Here is an 18,395-nt window from a genome sequence, read left to right as displayed (position 1 = left end):
CGTGCGGCCGGGCAAACGGTGCGCGACGGGCCCTGGTGGCCGGGGGAGGTGCGTCAGAGGTAGAGGCCGGTCGAGTCGTTCTCGATCCGCTCGGCGGCGACGGCGTGCACGTCCCGCTCCCGCAGCAGCACGTAACCGCGGCCGTGCAGCTCGACCTCGGAGCGGTCGTCCGGGTCGAAGAGCACCCGGTCGCCGGAGACGATGGCACGCACGTTCGGCCCCACCCCGACGGCGGTGGCCCAGGCGAGGCGCTTGCCGACCGCCGCCGTCGCCGGAATGACGATGCCGGCGGTGGAGCGGCGTTCGCCCTCGCTGCCCTCCATGCGTACGAGCACGCGGTCGTGCAGCAGGCGGATCGGCAGGCCGGCGTCCAGATCGTTGTCGGCGGTCACGCCGCAGACGCTACCGTGTGGGCCGACGGCTCCCGCCGGTGGTTAGGCCGGAGGCGGTCGGGGCATTGTGTGGCGGAACCCCCTACGGTGTCGGGAACGGACGTATGCTGTCCGACCTGTCACCGTGGGCGGGCCGGGTTTTCTGCCAGGAGGTGCGCTTGAGCCGCTTCGAGCGGGTACGCGGGCGGCTTCGCCGCGCCTACCAGTCACGACAGGCGTCGACGCGCGCCGACGAGGGCGCGGCGAATGACGCGCTGAACGACGCGTCGCCGGCCGCCCGGGTGGCGTCGCCGGCCGTACCGGGGCCGACCGCGCCGACGAGCGCCACCGTCTACGGCGCGGAACCACCGGTGGACCTGCACAGCTCCACGTCGAGCCGGGACGACGCCGACGTTCCGCACGGGCTGCGGATCGCCGCCGCGTGGTGTTGGCGACTGATCGTGATCGGCGTGGTGGCGTGGGCCCTGCTGCGGATAGTCGGCACGATCAAGATCGTGATCATTCCGCTGGCCATCGCGCTGCTGCTCTCGGCGCTGCTCGCGCCGGCGGTGGGCTGGTTGCTGCGGATCCGGTTCCCCCGGTCGCTGGCGACCGCGGTGGTGCTGGTCGGCGGCCTGGCGGCGGTGATCGGCACGCTGACGCTGGTGGTCAACGAGTTCATTCGCGGCGTACCGGAGCTGAGCGCGAAGTCGTCGGAAGGTGTCCGGCAGATCCAGAACTGGCTGAAGACGGGCCCTCTGCACCTCTCCGACACCCAACTCGACCGGTACATCGACGAGGCGCAGGCCTGGATCAACAACAACACCTCACGGTTCACCAGCGGCGCGCTGAGCACCGCCGCGACGCTCGCCGAGGTGCTCACCGGCACGCTGCTCGTGCTGTTCGCGACGTTCTTCTTCCTGCGTGACGGCAACCGGATCTGGCGTTTCCTGGTGCGGCTGCTGCCGGTGGCCGCCCGGTGGAAGGTCGACGACGCCGGCCGCGCCTCCTGGCAGACGCTTGTCGCCTACGTCCGCGCGACAGTGCTCGTCGCCTTCATCGACGCGGTCGGCATCGGCATCTTCCTTGTCGCCTTCGACATCCCGTTCGCCTTCCCGCTGGCCGCGCTGGTCTTCCTCGGCGCGTTCATCCCGATCGTCGGTGCGGCGCTCTCCGGCGGCGTGGCGGTGCTGGTGGCGCTCGTCGACAGCGGCCCGGTCACCGCGTTGATCATCCTCGGTGCGGTGATCGGCGTGCAGCAGATCGAGGGGCACGTGCTCCAGCCATTGATCATGGGCCGGGCGGTCGCCCTCCACCCGCTCGCGGTGATCATCGGCATCGCCGCCGGTGTGGTGCTCGCCGGCATCACCGGCGCGCTGGTCTCCGTGCCGCTCATTGCGGTGCTGAACACCGCCGTCCGCCGGCTCGCCGCCCGGAGGGTCCCGGACACCCCGCCCGACGCCGTGGTGGTCGCCGCCCAGGCCCCCTAGGCGGCGCGGTGGGGGTCAGGACTTCGCGAGGCGCTCCAGGGCGCCGCGGGCCACCTCGGGCCGGGTCGTGTACCAGAACGGTGGCAGCGAGCGCCGCAGGAACGGCCCGTAGCCCCGCGCCGTCTCCAGCCGGGAGTCGAGCACCGCGACCACACCCTTGTCGCCGGTCGCCCGGATCAGCCGGCCGACGCCCTGCGCCAACCGGACGGCCGCGATCGGCACGCTGACCGCCGCGAAGCCCGAACCGCCGCCCGCGTCCACCGCCGCCGCGCGGGCCGCCGCCAGTGGTTCGTCCGGGCGGGGGAAGGGCAGCCGGTCGATGACCACGAGCTGGCAGGCGTCACCCGGCACGTCCACCCCCTGCCAGAGCGACATCACCCCGAACAGGCAGCTGGCGCGCTCCTCACGGAAGCGACGCACCAGCAGCGGCAACGCCTCCTCGCCCTGGAGCAGCACCGGCAGGTCGGTCCGCGCGCGCAACAGCTCCGCCGCCTGCTGCGCGGCCCGCCGTGAGGAGAAGAGCCCGAGAGTACGACCACCGAGCGCCTCGACCAGCCCGAGCAGCTCCTCCCCGGCAGCCTCGGGCAGCCCGGAGACGCTGGGGCGGGGAAGGTGCGCGGCGACGTACAGGATGCCCTGCCGGGCGTAGTCGAACGGCGAACCGACGTCGAGCGACCGCCACCCGGGGCCCTCGGTGGCCGGTACGACGGCGTTCGGGGTGACGTCGCCAGCGAGGCGGCGGCCCGGCGTCTCGGCGGCCGGACGACCCGGGCCGGTGCGGGCGGCCTGCGCGGCAGCGGCGGGGGTCGGCGGGGCGGGCGGTGGCGCGTCCAGCCCGAGGGCGCGGGCGACGGTGTCGAACCGGCCGCCCAGTGCCAGGGTCGCCGAGGTGGCGACGACGGTGCGTTCGTCGTACAGGTGGGTGGCGAGGGTGCCGGCCACCGACAGCGGCGCGACCACCAGCGCGCGGCGCGTGCCGCTGTCGTTCTTCTCCACCCAGGCCACGTCGTGGTCGGCCTCCTCCAGCAGCCGCTGCGCGGTCGTGGAGAGCTCGTCCAGGGCGGCCTTGGCCTGCTGCTTGCGTACCGGGTCGGGGTCGTCGGCCTTGATGTCGCCGATCGCGTCCAGGGCGGTGCGGGTCGCCGCGTCGAGCAGCGTGCACGCCTCCCGCAGCGGCGTCGGCAACCCTGCGGTGATCCGCCCGGCCGGCGCCTCGGCCAGGCCGACGGCGAGGGCGTCGCCGGCGGCGGTGAGCGCCTCGGCCGTCTCCGGCCGCAGCAGCGTACGGGCCCGCCGGGTGGTCCGGTCGATCAGCTCCGGCACCAGTTCCGCCTGGGCCGCTGACGAGACGCGGTCGGCCAGCTCGTGCGCCTCGTCGACGATGAGCAGCTTGTGCGGTGGCACGATGTGCCGGTCGGCGAGCATGTCGACAGCGAGCAGGCTGTGGTTGGTCACCACGATGTCCGCCTCGCGGGCACGGGCCCGCGACGCCTCGGCGAAGCACTCCTGCCCGAACGGGCAACGGGTAGCGCCGACGCACTCGCGGGCCGGCATCGACACCAGCCGCCAGGCCTGGTCGTCGACGCCCGGGTCCAGTTCGTCCCGGTCGCCGGTGGCGGTCTTCTCGGCCCAGTCCCGCAGCCGCTCGATCTGCTTGCCCAACCGCCCCGCCTCACCGAGCCACTTCGTGCCGCCGCCGGGACGTGCCGCAGGAGCGTCGAAGAGGGTGTCCTCCGGCTCCTCCTCGGTGGAGTTGTCCAGTCGGGCCAGGCACAGGTAGTGGTGGCGGCCCTTGAGCACCGCGAAGGTGGGCCGCCGGCCGAGCACCGGCTCGACCGCGTCGGCGAGCCGGGGCAGGTCGTGGTCGACCAGCTGGGACTGCAACGCCAAAGTGGCGGTGGAGACCACCACCGGGCCGTCCACAGTGAGCGCCGGTGCGAGGTACGCCAGCGACTTGCCGGTGCCGGTGCCGGCCTGGACGAGCAGATGCTCGCCGTCGGCCACGCACGCCTCGATCGCCGTGGTCATCTGCAACTGGCCGGGGCGTTCCGCGCCGCCGGGCACCGCGCCGACCGCCGCCGCCAGCAGCTCGGTGCCACTGGGCCGGGCACCCCGCCGCCGGCCCTTTGCACGGGCCGACGGGGTGGCGGAACCGGTGGCGGTGCGGGGCGGAGTCACCGTGCGACGGTACCCGGCGCCGCCGACACCGGTAGCGCCCATCCGCCGCGTGGCGTGCCGCCGACCGGGCCGGGCGGTGCGGGCGACGCCGTCCGGTTACGGCCGCGCTACGACGCGTGGGCAGTATCGGTTAGGGTGCGAATCATGCCGAGCGACATGGTCCGAGTGATCTACCGCAAGTACGACGGCAGCGCCCACCGCGACTACCCGGCCCGCCGGCTCACGGAGGACGATCTCGGCATCTGGCTCGGCGTGCCCGAGGGCACCCAGTCGGTCTACCACGGCCGCCCATCGGTGGAGAAGATCCCGTTCGTGCTGCTGGTGCCGCACCGCGCCTGGTGGACGGTCATGTTCAACCCCCCGCCGCGCACCAGCGAGGTCTACTGCGACATCACGACCCCGGCCCGCTGGGAGTCCGACGACACCGTCCACCTGATCGACCTCGACCTGGACGTCGTCCGGCGTCGGGCCACCGGCCTGGTGGAGCTGCTCGACGAGGACGAGTTCGCCGAGCACCGGGCCCGGTTCGGCTACCCGGACGACGTGGTGGTCGAGGCGGAGGCGGCAGCGCAGCGGCTGTTCGGGGCCCTGGGCGACGGCACCGAGCCGTTCGCCACCGCGTACCGCAAGTGGTTGGCCCTGGTGGTCTGACCGGGCCGGCTCACCACCGTGGTGGCCAGCCGTCGTCGGCGTCCAGCGGCGGCAGGTCGGTCAGCTTCTCCGGGTTGAGCTGGTTGTAGATGGCGGTGATCCGGCCCCGGTCCACAGCGAACGCGGTGACCAGTCGGATCGGTCGCCCGTCGCTGTGCGTGGTCTCCATCTGCAGGCCGAGCGCGCCGTCGACGAGCACCGGCCGGGCCAGCACCCGGTCGGCGTACCGGCCGGTCCGGCCGAACAGGCCGAGGGTGAGGCGACCCACGGCGTCGGCGCCGAGCACCGGCCGACGGGCCGCGGGGAAGTGCCCGCCCGAGTCGCCGACGAAGACCACGTCCGGCGCGAGCACCTGGAGGAGTTGGTCCAGCTCGCCGGACTCGGTCGCGGCGACGAACGCCTTGAGCACCCGGCGCTGCTCGGCCGGGTCCGCGGTGTGCCGGGGTACGTCCGGCGCGCTGACCGCCCGACGGGCCCGCGAGGCGAGCTGCCGGGCAGCCGCCTCGGTGGTGCCGAGCACCCCCGCGACCCGCGCGAACGGCAACGCGAACACGTCGTGCAGCACCAGCGCGACCCGTTGCTCCGGTGCGAGCCGCTCCAGCACCACCAGCAGCGCCGTGCCGACCTGGTCGGTGCGGACCGCCCGCTCCGCCGGGTCGGGCGCGTAACCGTCGGCCGGCGATCTGCCGTCCACCGGGCTCACCACCGGCTCCGGCAGCCACTGCCCGGGGTACGCCTCCCGGCGGACCCGGGCCGAGCGGAGCACGTCCAGGCAGATCCGGGCACAGGTGGTGGTCAGCCACGCGGACAGGTCACGGATCTCGGCGCGGGCCGCCGGGTCGGCCAGCGCCCCGGCGTAGCGCAGCCAGGTCTCCTGGACCGCGTCCTCCGCCTCGCTACGGCTGCCCAGCATCCGATGGCCCACCGCGAGGAGGCGGCCCCGCTCGGCCTCGAACTCCGTCGCCAGTTCCCGCACGACCCACCACCCCTTCCGGTCGGTGTCCCGGCCCCCATCCTCCCGCCTGGCGGAAAGTGCCGGCAGCCCCGTAACGCCCCGGCAGCGCCGTGATGCCCGGTCGGTCGGTGCTTGCGGTGGGCGGAGGTCGAGGGGTGTCGGTCACCGGGCCGGGGTCCGCCGACGGCTCTCGGCGGGCGGATCGGCGGCGGTTGGGTGATGATCCGTGCATGAGCGCACCCCAGCAAGGGCAGATCGTGGGGCCGGACGGCGGTTCGATGCGGGAACTGCTGCGGGTCACCGCGCCGGTGGATCTTGGAGCGATCGACCCGCGGTCCATGCCCGGCCTACCGCTGCCGGCGGACCGCGCCGAGCACCGTAAGACCTGGGCGCGGGAGCAGGTGGAGCTGGTCGGTGCGGAGTTGGGCCGGCAGCAGGAGATGCTCTTCGCGATGGCCAAGACCGGGTCGGAGCGGCCGGCCCGCCGGGTGCTGCTGGTGTTGCAGGCCATGGACTGCGGCGGCAAGGACGGCACGATCAAGCGGGTGGCCGGCGCGATGAACCCGCTGGGCCTGCACATCCGCTCGTTCGGGCCGCCGACGCGTCAGGAGCTGCGGCACGACTTCCTCTGGCGGATCCGCCGGGAGCTGCCGCCGCCGGGGTACGTGGGGATGTTCAACAGGTCGCACTACGAGGACGTGTTGATCGCCCGGGTCGGCTCGCTGGTGCCGGAGGCGACCTGGCGGGCCCGCTATGACGAGATCAACGCGTTCGAGCGGGAACTGACCGAGGACGGCGTGACGCTGATCAAGGTGATGTTGCACATCTCGTACGCCGAGCAGGGCAAGCGCCTGCTGGACCGGCTCACCGACCCGCGCAAGCACTGGAAGTACAACCCCTCCGACATCGACTCGCGGGGGCACTGGGACGACTACCAGGCCGCGTACGCCGAGGCACTGAGCCGGTGCGGCACGGACGCCGCGCCCTGGTTCGTGGTGCCGGCGGACCGCAAGTGGTACCGGGACTGGGCGGTGGCCCACCTGCTGCGTGAGACGTTCGACACGCTTGATCTGGGGTATCCGGCTGCCGATTTCGACGTGGCCCGGGAGCGGAGGCGCCTGTTGGCTGGGGGAGCGGGTGCCGGTGGGACGGTCGAGGTGAACGGCAGGTGAACGAGCGGTGAATGGTGCCTGGCCAGGGGTGGGCCGGCGAATTCCCGGTTCTGCCGTTTCCTAGCATTCACCGAGCGGGCGCTCTCGGGTGCCGCCACCCTTCCACCGACGCGACGAGGTCTGTGCTGTGAAGTTTTCCTTCCGCCCCACCGAGGGCGCCTTCTACGAGCTCTTCACCAGGGCCGCGCAGAACCTGGTCCGGGGCACGACGCTGCTCAACGAGCTGGCCCTGCCCGGCGTGGACGTGCAGTCCGTCAGCGAGCGGCTGACCGAGGTCGAGCACGACAGCGACCAGATCACCCACGAGCTGTACAAGAAGATCAACTCGACCTTCATCACCCCGTTCGACCGGGAGGACATCTACCGGCTCGGCTCGCTGCTGGACGACGTGATGGACCACCTGGAAGCGGTCGGCGACCTGCTCTACCTGTACGGGCTGACCGAGCTTCCGGCGCTGCCGCGCGAGCTGCACGAGATGGTCAACGTGCTCGACCAGCAGGCGAAGCTGACCGCCGACGCGATGCCCCGGCTGAAGTCGATGAAGGATCTTGAGGACTACTGGATCGAGTGCAACCGGCTGGAGAACGAGGGCGACCGGATCAACCGGCAGTTGCTCGTCCGCCTCTTCTCCGGCGAGTACGACGCGCTCACCGTGCTGAAGATGAAGGAGGTCGCCGACGAGCTGGAGGCTGCCTGCGACGCCTTCGAGCACGTGGCGAACACCGTCGAGACCATCGCCGTCAAGGAGTCCTGAGCCGGTGTCTCCCGAACTCATCGCCGTCCTGGCGGTGATCGCGGTAGCCCTGGCGTTCGACTACACCAACGGCTTCCACGACGCTGCCAACGCGATCGCGACAAGCGTCTCGACCCGAGCGTTGACCCCCCGGATCGCGCTGGGGCTCGCCGCGGTCGGCAACTTCGTCGGCGCGCACTTCGGCGCCGGAGTGGCCAAGACCGTCGGCGACGGCCTGGTCACCCTGCCCACCGGCATCAGCAGCCTGGGGGTGGTCTTCGCCGGGGTGCTCGGCGCCATCGCCTGGAACCTGATCACCTGGTACTTCGGTCTGCCGTCGTCCTCCTCGCACGCGCTCTTCGGTGGTCTGGTCGGCGCGACGCTGCTGTCCAGCGGCGGCATCGTGCAGTGGGTCAACATCGGCGAGAAGGTCATCCTGCCGATGGTGCTCTCGCCGATCGTCGGTCTCACCCTCGGCTACCTGCTGATGCTGGCCATCCTCTGGCTGTTCCGGAAGGGGCAGCCGGGCAAGCTCAACCGGGGCTTCCGGTGGGCGCAGACCGCCTCGGCCGCCGCCATGTCGGTCGGTCACGGCATGCAGGATGCCGCCAAGACCATGGGCATCGTGGTGCTGGCGCTCTACACCGGCGGTTTCCAGGAGAGCAAGACGCACATCCCGGGCTGGGTGTTCTGGACCTCGGCGACGATGCTGGCCCTCGGCACGTACGCCGGTGGTTGGCGGATCATCCGCACCCTCGGCCGCAAGATCATCGACTTGGGGCCGCCGGAGGGCTTCGCCGCCGAGACCGTCGCCAGCGCGGTGCTCTACTTCAACGCCCTGGTGCTGAAGGCACCGATCTCCACCACCCACACCATCACCTCGGCGATCATGGGTGTCGGCGCGACCAAGCGACTCTCCGCGGTTCGCTGGAACGTCGCCGGCAACATCGTGCTCGCCTGGATCATCACGTTCCCGGCCGCCGCACTCATCGCGTGCGTCATGTACCTGCTGGTCCGGCCGCTCTTCGGCTGACCGTCTCGGGCGAGGGCCCCGCTGCCACGTTCCGGCGGCGGGGCCCTTCCCGTTCAGACGTACCGCACGCCGATCTGCTCGCGGACCGTGTCCAGCAGGGCCATCACCTCAAGGGTGGTGGCATGCGGCACCACCGGGCTCTCGGTCAGGCCGGCGGCCAGGCAGCGCTGTACCTCGATCGCCTCGTACTGGTAGCCGTTGCCAGCCCCGTCCGCCGTGAACGTCTCCGGCTCGGCGCCGGCCCGGTGCAGGGTGAACGAACCCGGTCGGAAAAACGGCTCCGGCACGTCGATCCGCCCCAGGGTGCCGGTGATCGAGGCGGTCTGCCCGCTCAGCCCGACCATGCCGCAGCTCAACGTCGCCAGTGCTCCGGTGTCGTAGCCGAACAGCATGCCGGTGTTCTCGTCCGTCCCCTCCGGGCCGAGCTGCGCCCAGGACCGGATGTGCTGCGGTACGCCGAGCAGCAGGTGGGCCAGGCTGATCGGGTATATCCCCAGGTCCAGCAGGGCGCCTCCGCCCAGCGCCGGGTTGCGCATCCGGTGCTCCGGTGGAAATGGCCCGGCCACCCCGAAGTCGGCCCGGACGCCGCTCACCGTGCCGATCGCCCCGTCCGCGATCAGCTCGACCATCCGCAGGATCATCGGGTTCAACCGCATCCACATGGCCTCCATCAGGAAGACCCCGGCGGCGCGGGCGGTGTCCACCAGCTCGGTGCTGGTGGCCAGGTCGAGGGTGAACGGCTTCTCCAGCAGCACGGCCCGTCCGGCGGTCAGGCAGGTCATCGCCGCCTCGTAGTGCGCGGAGTGCGGGGTCGCCACGTAGATCGCGTCCAGCTCCGGGTCGGCGGCCAACTCCACCCAGGAGCCGTAGGCGCGCTTCGCGCCGTACGTGTCAGCGAAGCGCTGTGCGCTCTGCACGGCGCGGGAACCGACCGCTACCAACTCGGCGTCCGGCACCAGCCGGAGGTCTTCGGCGAAACGGCTGGCGATGTGGCCGGTGGCCAGGATGCCCCAACGAGTCATGCCGGAACGCTAACCGAGCCAGCTGAACGCCCAGTTGCCCGGCCCGCTCCCGGCCCGCCGCCCGGCCCGCCGCCCGGCCCGCGGCCTGCTCCACACCCCGACCCGACGCCTCGGGCCTGACGCCCTGATGAGCGTGATGACTCTGAGGCATCTTGATGCCTGAGGGGCATCATGCTCAATCGTCGACCGAGCCACCGCTCATCGCCCCCGCGCGCGGCCGGCGTTCCGCTGTCGGGAACTAGGCTCGCGGCATGACGATCGACAGTGCCGGCTTCGCCGCCCCGGCAGCCCTGGTCGAGCACGCCCGCCGGTTCCAGGCCGAGGGTGGCACCCCGGCCACACCGCGGGTCGCGGCCACCGTGCTGCTGCTGCGCCCGACCGACGCCGACTTCGAGGTGTACGTCATCCGCCGGGTCGCCGCGATGACGTTCGGCGGGATGTACGCCTTTCCCGGCGGCGGGGTGGACCGCTCCGACTCGGAGGCGCACCTGGACTGGGCGGGGCCGGCGCCGGGCGAGTGGGCGGGCCGGCTCGGCGTGGCCCCGGACGCCGCGCAGGCGGTGGTCTGCGCGGCCGCGCGGGAGGTCTTCGAGGAGGCGGGTGTGCTGCTCGCCGGCCCGAACCGGGAGACCGTGGTGGGCGACGTCAGCGGCGACGACTGGGAGGCGGCTCGGCAGGACCTGGAGGGTCGCCGGCTGGGCTTCGCCGCGCTGCTCGCCGACCGGCAGCTCACCCTCCGGTCGGACCTGCTGCTGCCGTGGAGTCGGTGGATCACTCCGGAGTTCGAGCCGCGGCGCTTCGACACGTACTTCTTCGTGGCCCTGCTGCCGGCGGGGCAGCGGACCCGCGACGTCTCCGGCGAGGCCGACCACACCCTGTGGATCCGGCCGGCGGACGCGCTGGCCCGCGCCCAGGCCGGCGAGCTGACCATGCTGCCACCGACACTGGTCACGCTGGCCCAGGTGGCGGCGGCCGGCGACCTGGCCGGTGTGGCACGGGTGGCGGCGGACCGGGACGCCGCCACCCCGATCACCCCGCGCCTGGACCTCCCACCGAACGGCGAACCCCGCTTCGTCCTCGCCTGACTGCGGGTGGCCCCCCGGACACGCGAAGAGGGGCACCGGTCTCGTCGACCGACGCCCCTCGCGGACCGGGAACCGGCGGCTCAGCCGAAGCGGCCGGTGATGTAGTCCTCGGTCTTCTTCACGCTCGGGTTGCTGAAGATCTTCTGGGTGTTGTCGTACTCGATCAGCCGGCCCGGGTCGCCGGTCTTCTCGATCGAGAAGAAGGCGGTCCGGTCCGACACCCGCGCGGCCTGCTGCATGTTGTGCGTCACGATGATGATCGTGAACTTGTCCTTGAGCTGGAACATCAGGTCCTCGATCGCCAGCGTGGAGATCGGGTCCAGGGCGGAGCACGGCTCGTCCATCAGCACGACCTGCGGCTCGACAGCGATGGTCCGGGCGATGCAGAGCCGCTGCTGCTGACCACCGGAGAGGCCCGCGCCGGGCTTGCCCAGCCGGTCCTTGACCTCGCCCCACAGGTTCGCGGCGCGCAGGGCCTTCTCGGCCGCGTCCTCCAGGATCGACTTCTTGCGGACACCGTTGAGCTTCAGCCCGGCCACCACGTTCTCGAAGATGCTCATGGTGGGGAACGGGTTCGGCCGCTGGAAGACCATGCCGATCGTGCGCCGGACCGCCGTGACGTCCACGTCCCGGTCGTAGATGTCCTGGTCGTCGATGGTGAGGCTGCCCTCGACCCGGGCACCCGGCAGCACCTCGTGCATCCGGTTGATCGACCGCAGGAACGTCGACTTGCCGCAGCCGGACGGCCCGATGAGGGCGGTTACCGTCTTCGGCTCGACCGTCAGGTTGATGTTCTCGATCGCCTTGAAGCCCCCGTAGTACGCGGTGACGTTCGTGGCGGAGACGCGCTTGGCCATGGTGGTACCTCCGGGGTTCATCGGCTGAGCCTGTTGCGACGGGCCAGCAGCTTCGCCGCGATCGTCAGGATGAGCACGAGGGCGACCAGGGTGAGTGCCGCGGTCCACGCCCGTGCCGGGGCGTACTTCGACGCGTCGCCGGCCTGCTGGTAGACGAAGAGGGACAGCGACGACTGGTTGTTCTCGAAGGGGTTGGTGTTGATCGCCGCGCCACCGCCAGCGACCAGCAGCACCGGCGCGGTCTCACCGGCCGCGCGGGCGATGGCGAGCATGACGCCGGTGACGATGCCGGGCAGCGCCGTCGGCAGCACCACCCGCAGGATCGTCTTCCACTTGGGTACGCCGAGCGCGTACGCGCCCTCGCGCAGCGGCGCTGGCACGAGGCGGAGCATCTCCTCGGTGGACCGGACGATGGTGGGCAGCATGAGCACGCTCAGCGCGAGCGCGGCGGCGAAGCCGGAGAAGCTGGGCCGACCGTCGTTGAACCACGGCGACACGATCAGCACCCAGAACGCCAGCACGAAGAGGCCGGAGACGATCGACGGGATGCCGGTCATCACGTCCACGAAGAACCGGATCGCAAAGGCGAACTTGCCCCGCCCGTACTCGACGATGTAGATCGCGCAGAGCACGCCGAGCGGGACGGTGATCAGGGTGGCGATACCGACCTGCTCCAGGGTGCCGACGATCGCGTGGTACGCGCCGCCGTTGGCGTCCCGGGCCCCGATGTTGTTCATCGAGGTCTGGAAGAAGGTGGCATCCAACCGGCTGGCACCCTTGCTGACCAGCGTCCAGACCACCGACACGAGCGGCAGCACCGCCAACACGAAGGCGGAGTGGATCAGTGCGCTCCAGGTGCGGTTGCGGGCCGAGCGGCGTCCCTCGACCGCGTTCGCGGCGGCGAAGAGCCCGACCAGGTAGAGGATCGCGCCGAGGACGACCACGAGGACCGGGCCGCCCACGGCGGCGCCGTAGACGATCACGGCGGAGAGCGCCAGGGCCGCCACGGCGATGGCCGGCGCGGCGTACCAGGGCAGCCGCTTGGCCCGCAGCGAGTCGGGCTGGGCCGGCGGCCGGGTGCGGTGGGAGGTGGCGGTTGTGGTCATGCGGCCGACTCCGTGAACTCCCGGCGGCGGTAGATGATCGCCCGCGCCGTGATGTTGACGATCAGCGTGATGGCGAACAGCACCAGGCCGGAGGCGATCAGAGCGCCCCGGCCGGTCGCGTTCGCCTCGCCGAACGTGTTGGCGATGTTGGCGGCGATGCTGTTGCCGCCGTTCTCAATCAGGTTGAACGAGATGCCGAAGGTGATGCCGAGGGTCATCGCCAGCGCGATGGTCTCGCCGAGCGCCCGCCCGAGGCCGAGCATCGTGGCGGCGATGATGCCGGGCCGTCCGTAGGGGAGCACCGCGGTGCGGAGCATCTCCCAGCGGGTGGCGCCCAGGGCGAGGGCGGCCTCCTCGTTCGCGGTAGGCGTCTGGAGGAACACCTCGCGGGAGAGCGAGGTGATGATCGGCAACACCATGATCGCTAACACCAGCGAGCCGAGCAGAATCGACTTTCCGAATGGACCGTCGCCCCCGAAAATCGGGATCCAGCTGAAGTACTTGTTCAGCCAGACGGAGAGATCCTGCACCGGCTTGAGGAAGACCTCCCGGCCCCACAGACCGAAGACCACGCTGGGGACGGCGGCGAGCAAATCGATCAGGAAGCCGAGCGTGGTGCCGACCCGTCGGGGCGCGTAATGGGAGAGGTAGAGCGCGATGCCGAGGGCGATCGGAACCGCCACCAGCAGCGCGAGGGTGGCGGTGAGCACCGTACCGAAGGCGAGCGCGCCGATGCCGAACTTTGGTTGAGCATCGTTGGGAAACCAACCCTCGAAGGTCCAGAAATTTTCGGTGTTGGCGCGTAGGGCCGGCACCGCCTTGGCGATCAAGAAGATCGCGATGGCGGCGATGATGACCAGAACCGTTGTGCCGGCGGCCAGTGTGAGACCGCGGAAGGCCCGCTCGGCGCCGAACTTCCGGCTCCGCGGCAGCGCGCTGCCGCCGCCCAGCCCGGCGCCGCCCGGGGAACGGGTGCTTACTGGTGCCTCGGCCACACGCGCCGAGGCACCGGCGGGCCACTCGTGACTCTGAGTCACGCGCGTCCCGCCGGTGCCGGCGTCGGCCGAGCGGTGGGGGGTGTCACCCATCTGCTCGCTCGATTCGATTGCGGAGTGGTGTCGGTCAGGAGATGTTCTTGACTGCGGCCTCGACCTTGGTGCGGACGCTCTCCGGCAGCGGGGCGTAGCCCAGCTCGGTCATGGCAGCCTGGCCCTCGGCGCTGGCCGCGTAGCCCAGCAGACCCTTGACCAGCGGGAGCTTGTCGGCCGGAAGGCCCTTGCTGCAGACGATCTCGTACGTCGCCAGGACGATCGGGTAGGCCCCGGCCTCCTTGGTGTTGTAGTCGATCTTCAGCTTGAGGTCGTCGCCCTCACCCGAGATGGCAGCACCGGCAATAGTCTTGCCGGCGGCCTCGGCGGTCAGCGCGGCAAACTCACCGTTGCCGTTGCCAACCTTGGCCATCTTCAGTCCGCCGTTCTCGGCGTACGACCACTCGACGTAGCCGATGGTGCCCGGCTGACCCTTGATCGCGCTCGCCACACCGTCGGACTTGGCGGCACCGGTGCCACCCGGGGCCTTCCACTCCTTGGCCTTGCCGAAGGTCCAGTCAGCCTCAGCGGTCTTGCTGAGGTAGTCGGTGAAGTTGTCGGTGGTGCCCGAGGAGTCCGAGCGGTGCACCGCGTTGATTGCGATCGACGGCAGCGTGGCGCCTGGGTTGTCGGCCTTGATCGCCGCGTCGTCCCACTTGGTGACCTTGCCAGCGAAGACCTTCGCCAGGGTGGCCGGCTTGAGCTGGAGGTTGTCCACGCCGTCGAGGTTGTAGGCGATGGCCACCGGGCCGATCACCATCGGCAGGTGGATGGCCTTGCCGCCGGCACACTTGGCGTCGGCCTGCGGCTGCTCCTCCGGCTTGAGCGCGGAGTCGGAGCCGGCGAAGTCCGCCGTGCCGGCGATGAAGGCCTGGATGCCAGCGCCGGAGCCGGAAGGCTCGTAATTAATCTTGGCACCGGTGCACTTCTGCTGGTAGGCCTTGATCCACTCGTCCATGGCGTTCTTCTGCGCCGACGAGCCCTGGGCGTTCACCGTGCCGGTGGCGCAGTCGACCGCGGCGGCCGAGCCCGAAGCGCTGGCGCCGGGGGTGGGCTCGTTGTTGTCCGAGCCGCATGCGCTGAGACCGAGCGTCGCAGCAAGAGCGAGGCCGGCAATCGCGCCGTACCGCTGGAGCTTCACCTGAGGGGTTTCCCTTCGCGTCTGACTTGGCGCCCCGATACCGGGGCCCCGAGGACCGGCAGTGACCGGCTGACACGAAAGTTAGAAGTGCCAGGTAGCCGGTTCGCCGGTCGCAAGTGAACGCAAGGTGAACACGTACGGCCGCCCAGGTGACCGCTTACTGAGGGCGAGTTGTCCGTTAAGTGAACGCGCCGCCCCGTGTCAGGGTATATGTGTATTTTTCATGCCCAGGGTGGCCTCTTGCCAACGGTGTGGTCTTGGTCGGTGCTTCCTGCATCGTGAGCGCGGCGGCCCGTCTCCGTGATCTTGGTTGAGCCCTCGGCAGGTTCTGTGCTGATGTGGGTGACAACGTTGCGGACTGTCCCACCGCACGGTGCCGGCGGCTCAGGGTCGCCAGCACCGTGCGGCACGGTGGCGTCGTCAGTCGCAGTAGGTGTTCACGTTTCCTGTGTTGTCGCCGTTCAGGTAAATGGCGTGCACGTATCCGCGCTTGCCGTTCGACAGTTGAAGCTGAACCCAGTGGTCGTGCTCGATGCCATAGTCGTATACGAGTTCGCCGTTCAGCCAGCAGTTCGCCGGGTAGCGGCCGCCTGCGGCGACAGAGCTCACGATTGCGGAAGAAGTGTCAGGTAGCGCACGCACATTTGCCCGAGTCCATGCAGTGACCGTGTAGGCGGCAGCGCTTGCGGGGCCGGCCGGGACCAATGCCAGTGTTGCGCCCAGGCCGGCCATGGCTACTCCGGAGATAGCGACTCGGAGGCTTTTCATTACGATTGAGAGTCCTTCCATTCGAACGTTTTCCGGGTGGGGCGTCTATTGCGCCCCCGTGCTTTTGCTCTCAGGTCAGCATCCGCCGCCGGTGTGGTTCAGGTGCACGACGTACGAGCCGTTGCCGGGCCGCTGGATGTAATGGTTGGTCACGCAGCGAGTGCCGTAGCCCCGGATCTCGGCGAAGTCGGCGCTCCAGGCGATCGGCGTGGTCTTCCGTACACCGTTGGAGTCCTTGTAGTCGATGCTGACTCCATAACGGCACCAGCTGGGCCCGGCGTACTTCTTGGTGGCTACGCTGAACGGAGACGGCGTAATGGTGGCGTCGAGGTAGTTGAAGACGCCGTCAGCTGTGCAATCGGCGGTCTTAAAGGTGATCAGGGTGTTGTTGTTGTTGAAAAGGACTGCGTCGCCGGTAGCCGCCGCAGCAGGATTGGCCACAGCGAGTACGGCAGTTGCCGCGACCGCGAGGGTGGCCAGGATTTTCGCCTTCAATTTGGCTCCATTCCCCGAATATCGTCGGACTGTCCGACCGATGACGTAATCCTGCTTTTCGATGCGGCAGCGGTCAATGGCCATTGTTTCTCTTGAGCGAAACTTGAGGAAGTGGCGGCTGTTCCGCTTCTATTCAACGAGATTTCAGCCTTCGGCTAACTCGCGCAACATGGCGGCGACTAATAGCCGTAGCTATTCGCGGTGATTGCGCCTGTCGGTGCCTTTGCAGGACAGACGGATCGGCACGGGTGAAAGCGGATGCCGACGCGGTGAGCCCGGTGTCGGGTCGTCAGCCCAGGTGGTAGTTGATGTGCGCGGACCAGCGGGCGAAGCCCAGCCGCTCGTAGAGCGCGACGGCCCCGGTGTTCGAGTCGTCCACGTAGAGCATCACCCGGTCCAGGCCGCGCCTGTCCCGCAGGTACGCCAGCCCGGCGGTGGTCAGCGCCCGGCCGAGCCCGCCGCCGTGCGCGGTCGGCTCCACCCCCAGCACGTACACCTCGCCGATCCGGGCCGACCCCGGCCGCTCGTGCACCTTGGTCCAGTGGAAACCGAGCAACCGGCCGGTGGCTGTCTCCTCGGCGAGCAGGAAGCCCGCCGGGTCGAACCACGGCTCGGCGAGGCGTACCCGCAGGTCGTCCGACGTCCACCGGCCCTGCTCGGGGTGCTCGGCGAAGGCCCGCGCGTTGAGGGCCAGCCAGGCAGCGTCGTCCGCCCCGGGTCGGAACGCGCGCAATGTCACCCCGTCGGGCAGGCGCGGCTCACCCAGCGGGGCGGCCAACGGTCGGCGCAACTGCCAGAGCACCCGGGCCCGGGTGAAGCCGAGGTCGACGGCGAGCGCGGCAGCCGACGGGTGGTCGCCGTGCGCCCACGCCCGCAGCGGCCCGGTGGCCGAGGCGAGTACGCCCCGGGCCAGCGCCCGGCCGGTGCCCCGTCGCCGGTACGCGGGGTGCACCACCAGCTCGACCCCGATCCCGTCGACCGGGTTGGTGGTGTCCAGGTGCGCGTACCCGGTGAGGGTGCCGTCGTCGGCGCGGGCGATCAGGTGCACGGCGGCGGCGTCGGAGTCGCGCAGCCGGAGCAGGACGTGTTCGTCGAGCGGGTCCGCCCCGTCGGTGTCACCCGCTGAACTGGCGAGGGCCAGTACGTCGGCGATCTCCGCCGCCGCCAGTCGGTCGGTCCGGGTCACCTGGTCGCTGGTCGGCTCCGCGCTGCTCATTCCGCCACCGTATCCGCTACGTGTCGTGACGCCCGGACCGTCGCCGCAAAGCCCTGTCTCAGGTCGGGTCGGTGGGGAGGGCCTCCAGCTCGAAGCGGGCGGTCAGGTCGGGCAAAATCTGGCGTAGCGCGTCCACCGTGCCCTGCCGGTCGCCACCGGCGTCGTGCAGCAGCACCACCGAACCCGGTTCGGCCTGGCTCAGCACCGTCGCGGTGATCTTGCTGGCCCCGGGCAGGTCCCAGTCCGACGGGTCCACCGACCAGTGCAGCGGGGTCATGCCGAGCTGCCGCGCCACCGACACCACCGGGTACGTCCAGGCCCCGCCCGGCTGGCGGTACCAGACGATCGGGGCGTTCGGCACCGCCGCCCGGATCGCGGCGTTGGTGCGCAGCAGATCGGAGCGGATCGCGTCGGCCGACCGGGCGCCCAGACCGACGTCGTGGTGCCAGGAGTGATTACACAGCGTGTGCCCGTCGTCCACTATCGACTGGACCAGGTCGGGGTGGTTCTGCGCGTTCTCGCCGACCACGCAGAACGTGGCGCGCACGTCGTATTCGCGCAGCAGGGCGAGGACCTGCGGGGTGTAGCGCGGGTCCGGCCCGTCGTCGAAGGTCAGCGCGAGCCGTGGCGTGCCGGTTGTGGAGTGCGCGCCGAACAGTTTGTCGCCTCCGGCGTCTCGCCCGGACCCGTCCTGGCCGGTCTCGACGGGGCCGGCGCTGCTGCTGGCGCCCGGTGCCGCACCCAGCTCACCGACGCTGGGTTGGTCGGCGTAGTGCGGCCCGTCGGCGTTCGTGGTTGCGCCGGCGGAGCGTGGCGGCGTCTGGTCGGGGACGAGGCTACGGCCGAGCACGTACGCCGAGCCGAGCAGGCCCGCCACCACCAGCGTCACTATCCCCGCCGCCCGAGCGGTGGAGTTGCCCCCCGTCACGACTTCCGCCCGGCCCGCCGGTCACGCCGGCCCGTCGCCCCCGTGTTCAGTGCGCGCACCATCGCCCCTTTCTCCGACAAACCCGGCAGTCAGAATAGAGCCGCCA

Annotated in this window: 18 protein-coding genes; 6 read left to right on the top strand and 12 right to left on the bottom strand. The window is 70.7% G+C overall.

What is annotated here, in order from left to right; all coding sequences use genetic code 11:
- Positions 1-53: 53 nt before the first annotated feature.
- Entirely contained in the window at positions 54-392 is a 339-nt protein-coding gene (locus tag QSK15_RS27230) for a GroES family chaperonin (RefSeq protein ID WP_030327790.1), read from the bottom strand.
- Between the two features lie 158 nt (positions 393-550).
- On the opposite strand from QSK15_RS27230, the gene QSK15_RS27225 reads away from it, so the two are divergent.
- Positions 551-1,861 carry an AI-2E family transporter gene (locus tag QSK15_RS27225; RefSeq protein ID WP_377617575.1) on the top strand — a complete coding sequence of 437 codons (1,311 nt, stop codon included), beginning with the start codon at positions 551-553 and terminating at the stop codon, positions 1,859-1,861.
- Positions 1,862-1,876: 15 nt separating this feature from the next.
- On the opposite strand, the gene QSK15_RS27220 is transcribed toward QSK15_RS27225, so the two are convergent.
- On the bottom strand, positions 1,877-4,081 hold the full coding sequence (locus QSK15_RS27220) for an ATP-dependent DNA helicase (protein ID WP_285796928.1): 2,205 nt from the start codon (positions 4,079-4,081) through the stop codon (positions 1,877-1,879).
- A 102-nt stretch (positions 4,082-4,183) separates the two neighbouring features.
- On the opposite strand from QSK15_RS27220, the gene QSK15_RS27215 reads away from it, so the two are divergent.
- On the top strand, positions 4,184-4,690 hold the full coding sequence (locus tag QSK15_RS27215; RefSeq protein WP_279515520.1) for a DUF402 domain-containing protein: 507 nt from the start codon (positions 4,184-4,186) through the stop codon (positions 4,688-4,690).
- A 10-nt stretch (positions 4,691-4,700) separates the two neighbouring features.
- Here the strand turns inward: QSK15_RS27215 and sigJ are convergent, their stop codons facing one another.
- The gene (sigJ, locus tag QSK15_RS27210; RefSeq protein ID WP_285796927.1) at positions 4,701-5,666 is read right to left on the bottom strand and encodes an RNA polymerase sigma factor SigJ; all 966 of its coding nucleotides are present in this window, start codon (positions 5,664-5,666) and stop codon (positions 4,701-4,703) included.
- 209 nt (positions 5,667-5,875) lie between these two features.
- On the opposite strand from sigJ, the gene QSK15_RS27205 reads away from it, so the two are divergent.
- The 3 genes from QSK15_RS27205 (at position 5,876) to QSK15_RS27195 (ending at position 8,583) form a co-directional block, all read left to right on the top strand.
- Positions 5,876-6,817, top strand: coding sequence for a PPK2 family polyphosphate kinase (locus QSK15_RS27205; RefSeq protein ID WP_285796926.1), 942 nt, complete (start codon positions 5,876-5,878; stop codon positions 6,815-6,817).
- Between the two features lie 127 nt (positions 6,818-6,944).
- Complete coding sequence (locus QSK15_RS27200) at positions 6,945-7,571, top strand: DUF47 domain-containing protein (protein ID WP_278141922.1); 627 nt, start codon at positions 6,945-6,947, stop codon at positions 7,569-7,571.
- Positions 7,572-7,575: 4 nt separating this feature from the next.
- Positions 7,576-8,583 (top strand): inorganic phosphate transporter, encoded by a 1,008-nt coding sequence (locus QSK15_RS27195; RefSeq protein WP_285796925.1) that lies wholly within the window; start codon positions 7,576-7,578, stop codon positions 8,581-8,583.
- Positions 8,584-8,636: 53 nt separating this feature from the next.
- On the opposite strand, the gene QSK15_RS27190 is transcribed toward QSK15_RS27195, so the two are convergent.
- Entirely contained in the window at positions 8,637-9,605 is a 969-nt protein-coding gene (locus QSK15_RS27190) for a Gfo/Idh/MocA family protein (protein WP_285796924.1), read from the bottom strand.
- 251 nt (positions 9,606-9,856) lie between these two features.
- Between QSK15_RS27190 and QSK15_RS27185 the strand changes: the two genes are divergently transcribed.
- Positions 9,857-10,690 carry an NUDIX hydrolase gene (locus QSK15_RS27185; protein ID WP_285796923.1) on the top strand — a complete coding sequence of 278 codons (834 nt, stop codon included), beginning with the start codon at positions 9,857-9,859 and terminating at the stop codon, positions 10,688-10,690.
- Positions 10,691-10,770: 80 nt separating this feature from the next.
- Here the strand turns inward: QSK15_RS27185 and pstB are convergent, their stop codons facing one another.
- The 8 genes from pstB to QSK15_RS27145 form a co-directional block, all read right to left on the bottom strand.
- Complete coding sequence (pstB, locus tag QSK15_RS27180; RefSeq protein WP_030327780.1) at positions 10,771-11,547, bottom strand: phosphate ABC transporter ATP-binding protein PstB; 777 nt, start codon at positions 11,545-11,547, stop codon at positions 10,771-10,773.
- A 17-nt stretch (positions 11,548-11,564) separates the two neighbouring features.
- A complete protein-coding gene (gene pstA, locus QSK15_RS27175) occupies positions 11,565-12,653 on the bottom strand; it encodes a phosphate ABC transporter permease PstA (protein ID WP_285796922.1) in 1,089 nt (362 codons plus the stop codon).
- Complete coding sequence (pstC, locus tag QSK15_RS27170; RefSeq protein WP_285796921.1) at positions 12,650-13,741, bottom strand: phosphate ABC transporter permease subunit PstC; 1,092 nt, start codon at positions 13,739-13,741, stop codon at positions 12,650-12,652. Before pstC ends, pstA begins: the two co-directional genes overlap by 4 nt.
- 34 nt (positions 13,742-13,775) lie before the next feature.
- Complete coding sequence (gene pstS / locus QSK15_RS27165) at positions 13,776-14,882, bottom strand: phosphate ABC transporter substrate-binding protein PstS (RefSeq protein WP_285796920.1); 1,107 nt, start codon at positions 14,880-14,882, stop codon at positions 13,776-13,778.
- Between the two features lie 420 nt (positions 14,883-15,302).
- On the bottom strand, positions 15,303-15,614 hold the full coding sequence (locus QSK15_RS27160) for an SH3 domain-containing protein (RefSeq protein ID WP_285796919.1): 312 nt from the start codon (positions 15,612-15,614) through the stop codon (positions 15,303-15,305).
- Positions 15,615-15,725: 111 nt separating this feature from the next.
- The gene (locus tag QSK15_RS27155; protein WP_285796918.1) at positions 15,726-16,229 is read right to left on the bottom strand and encodes a hypothetical protein; all 504 of its coding nucleotides are present in this window, start codon (positions 16,227-16,229) and stop codon (positions 15,726-15,728) included.
- Positions 16,230-16,434: 205 nt separating this feature from the next.
- Positions 16,435-17,361 (bottom strand): mycothiol synthase, encoded by a 927-nt coding sequence (gene mshD, locus QSK15_RS27150; protein ID WP_285796917.1) that lies wholly within the window; start codon positions 17,359-17,361, stop codon positions 16,435-16,437.
- A gap of 58 nt (positions 17,362-17,419) precedes the next feature.
- Entirely contained in the window at positions 17,420-18,289 is an 870-nt protein-coding gene (locus tag QSK15_RS27145; RefSeq protein WP_285796916.1) for a polysaccharide deacetylase family protein, read from the bottom strand.
- Positions 18,290-18,395 lie beyond the last annotated feature (106 nt).

It is taken from the genome of Micromonospora sp. NBRC 107095 (assembly GCF_030269705.1).
GTDB lineage: Bacteria > Actinomycetota > Actinomycetes > Mycobacteriales > Micromonosporaceae > Micromonospora > Micromonospora parva.
Note: the sequence above shows the minus strand (reverse complement) of the source record. Positions and strands in the feature narration are given on the sequence as shown.

Excerpts from the sequence above, each read along its gene's own strand:
- QSK15_RS27190 (WP_285796924.1), bottom strand. The coding sequence starts at position 9,605 with ATGACTCGTTGGGGCATCCTGGCCACCGGCCACATCGCCAGCCGTTTC.
- mshD (WP_285796917.1), bottom strand. The coding sequence starts at position 17,361 with ATGAGCAGCGCGGAGCCGACCAGCGACCAGGTGACCCGGACCGACCGA.
- QSK15_RS27215 (WP_279515520.1), top strand. The coding sequence starts at position 4,184 with ATGCCGAGCGACATGGTCCGAGTGATCTACCGCAAGTACGACGGCAGC.
- QSK15_RS27155 (WP_285796918.1), bottom strand. The coding sequence starts at position 16,229 with ATGGCCATTGACCGCTGCCGCATCGAAAAGCAGGATTACGTCATCGGT.
- pstB (WP_030327780.1), bottom strand. The coding sequence starts at position 11,547 with ATGGCCAAGCGCGTCTCCGCCACGAACGTCACCGCGTACTACGGGGGC.
- QSK15_RS27160 (WP_285796919.1), bottom strand. The coding sequence starts at position 15,614 with ATGGCCGGCCTGGGCGCAACACTGGCATTGGTCCCGGCCGGCCCCGCA.
- pstA (WP_285796922.1), bottom strand. The coding sequence starts at position 12,653 with ATGACCACAACCGCCACCTCCCACCGCACCCGGCCGCCGGCCCAGCCC.
- QSK15_RS27205 (WP_285796926.1), top strand. The coding sequence starts at position 5,876 with ATGAGCGCACCCCAGCAAGGGCAGATCGTGGGGCCGGACGGCGGTTCG.
- QSK15_RS27185 (WP_285796923.1), top strand. The coding sequence starts at position 9,857 with ATGACGATCGACAGTGCCGGCTTCGCCGCCCCGGCAGCCCTGGTCGAG.
- pstC (WP_285796921.1), bottom strand. The coding sequence starts at position 13,741 with ATGGGTGACACCCCCCACCGCTCGGCCGACGCCGGCACCGGCGGGACG.
- QSK15_RS27220 (WP_285796928.1), bottom strand. The coding sequence starts at position 4,081 with ATGGGCGCTACCGGTGTCGGCGGCGCCGGGTACCGTCGCACGGTGACT.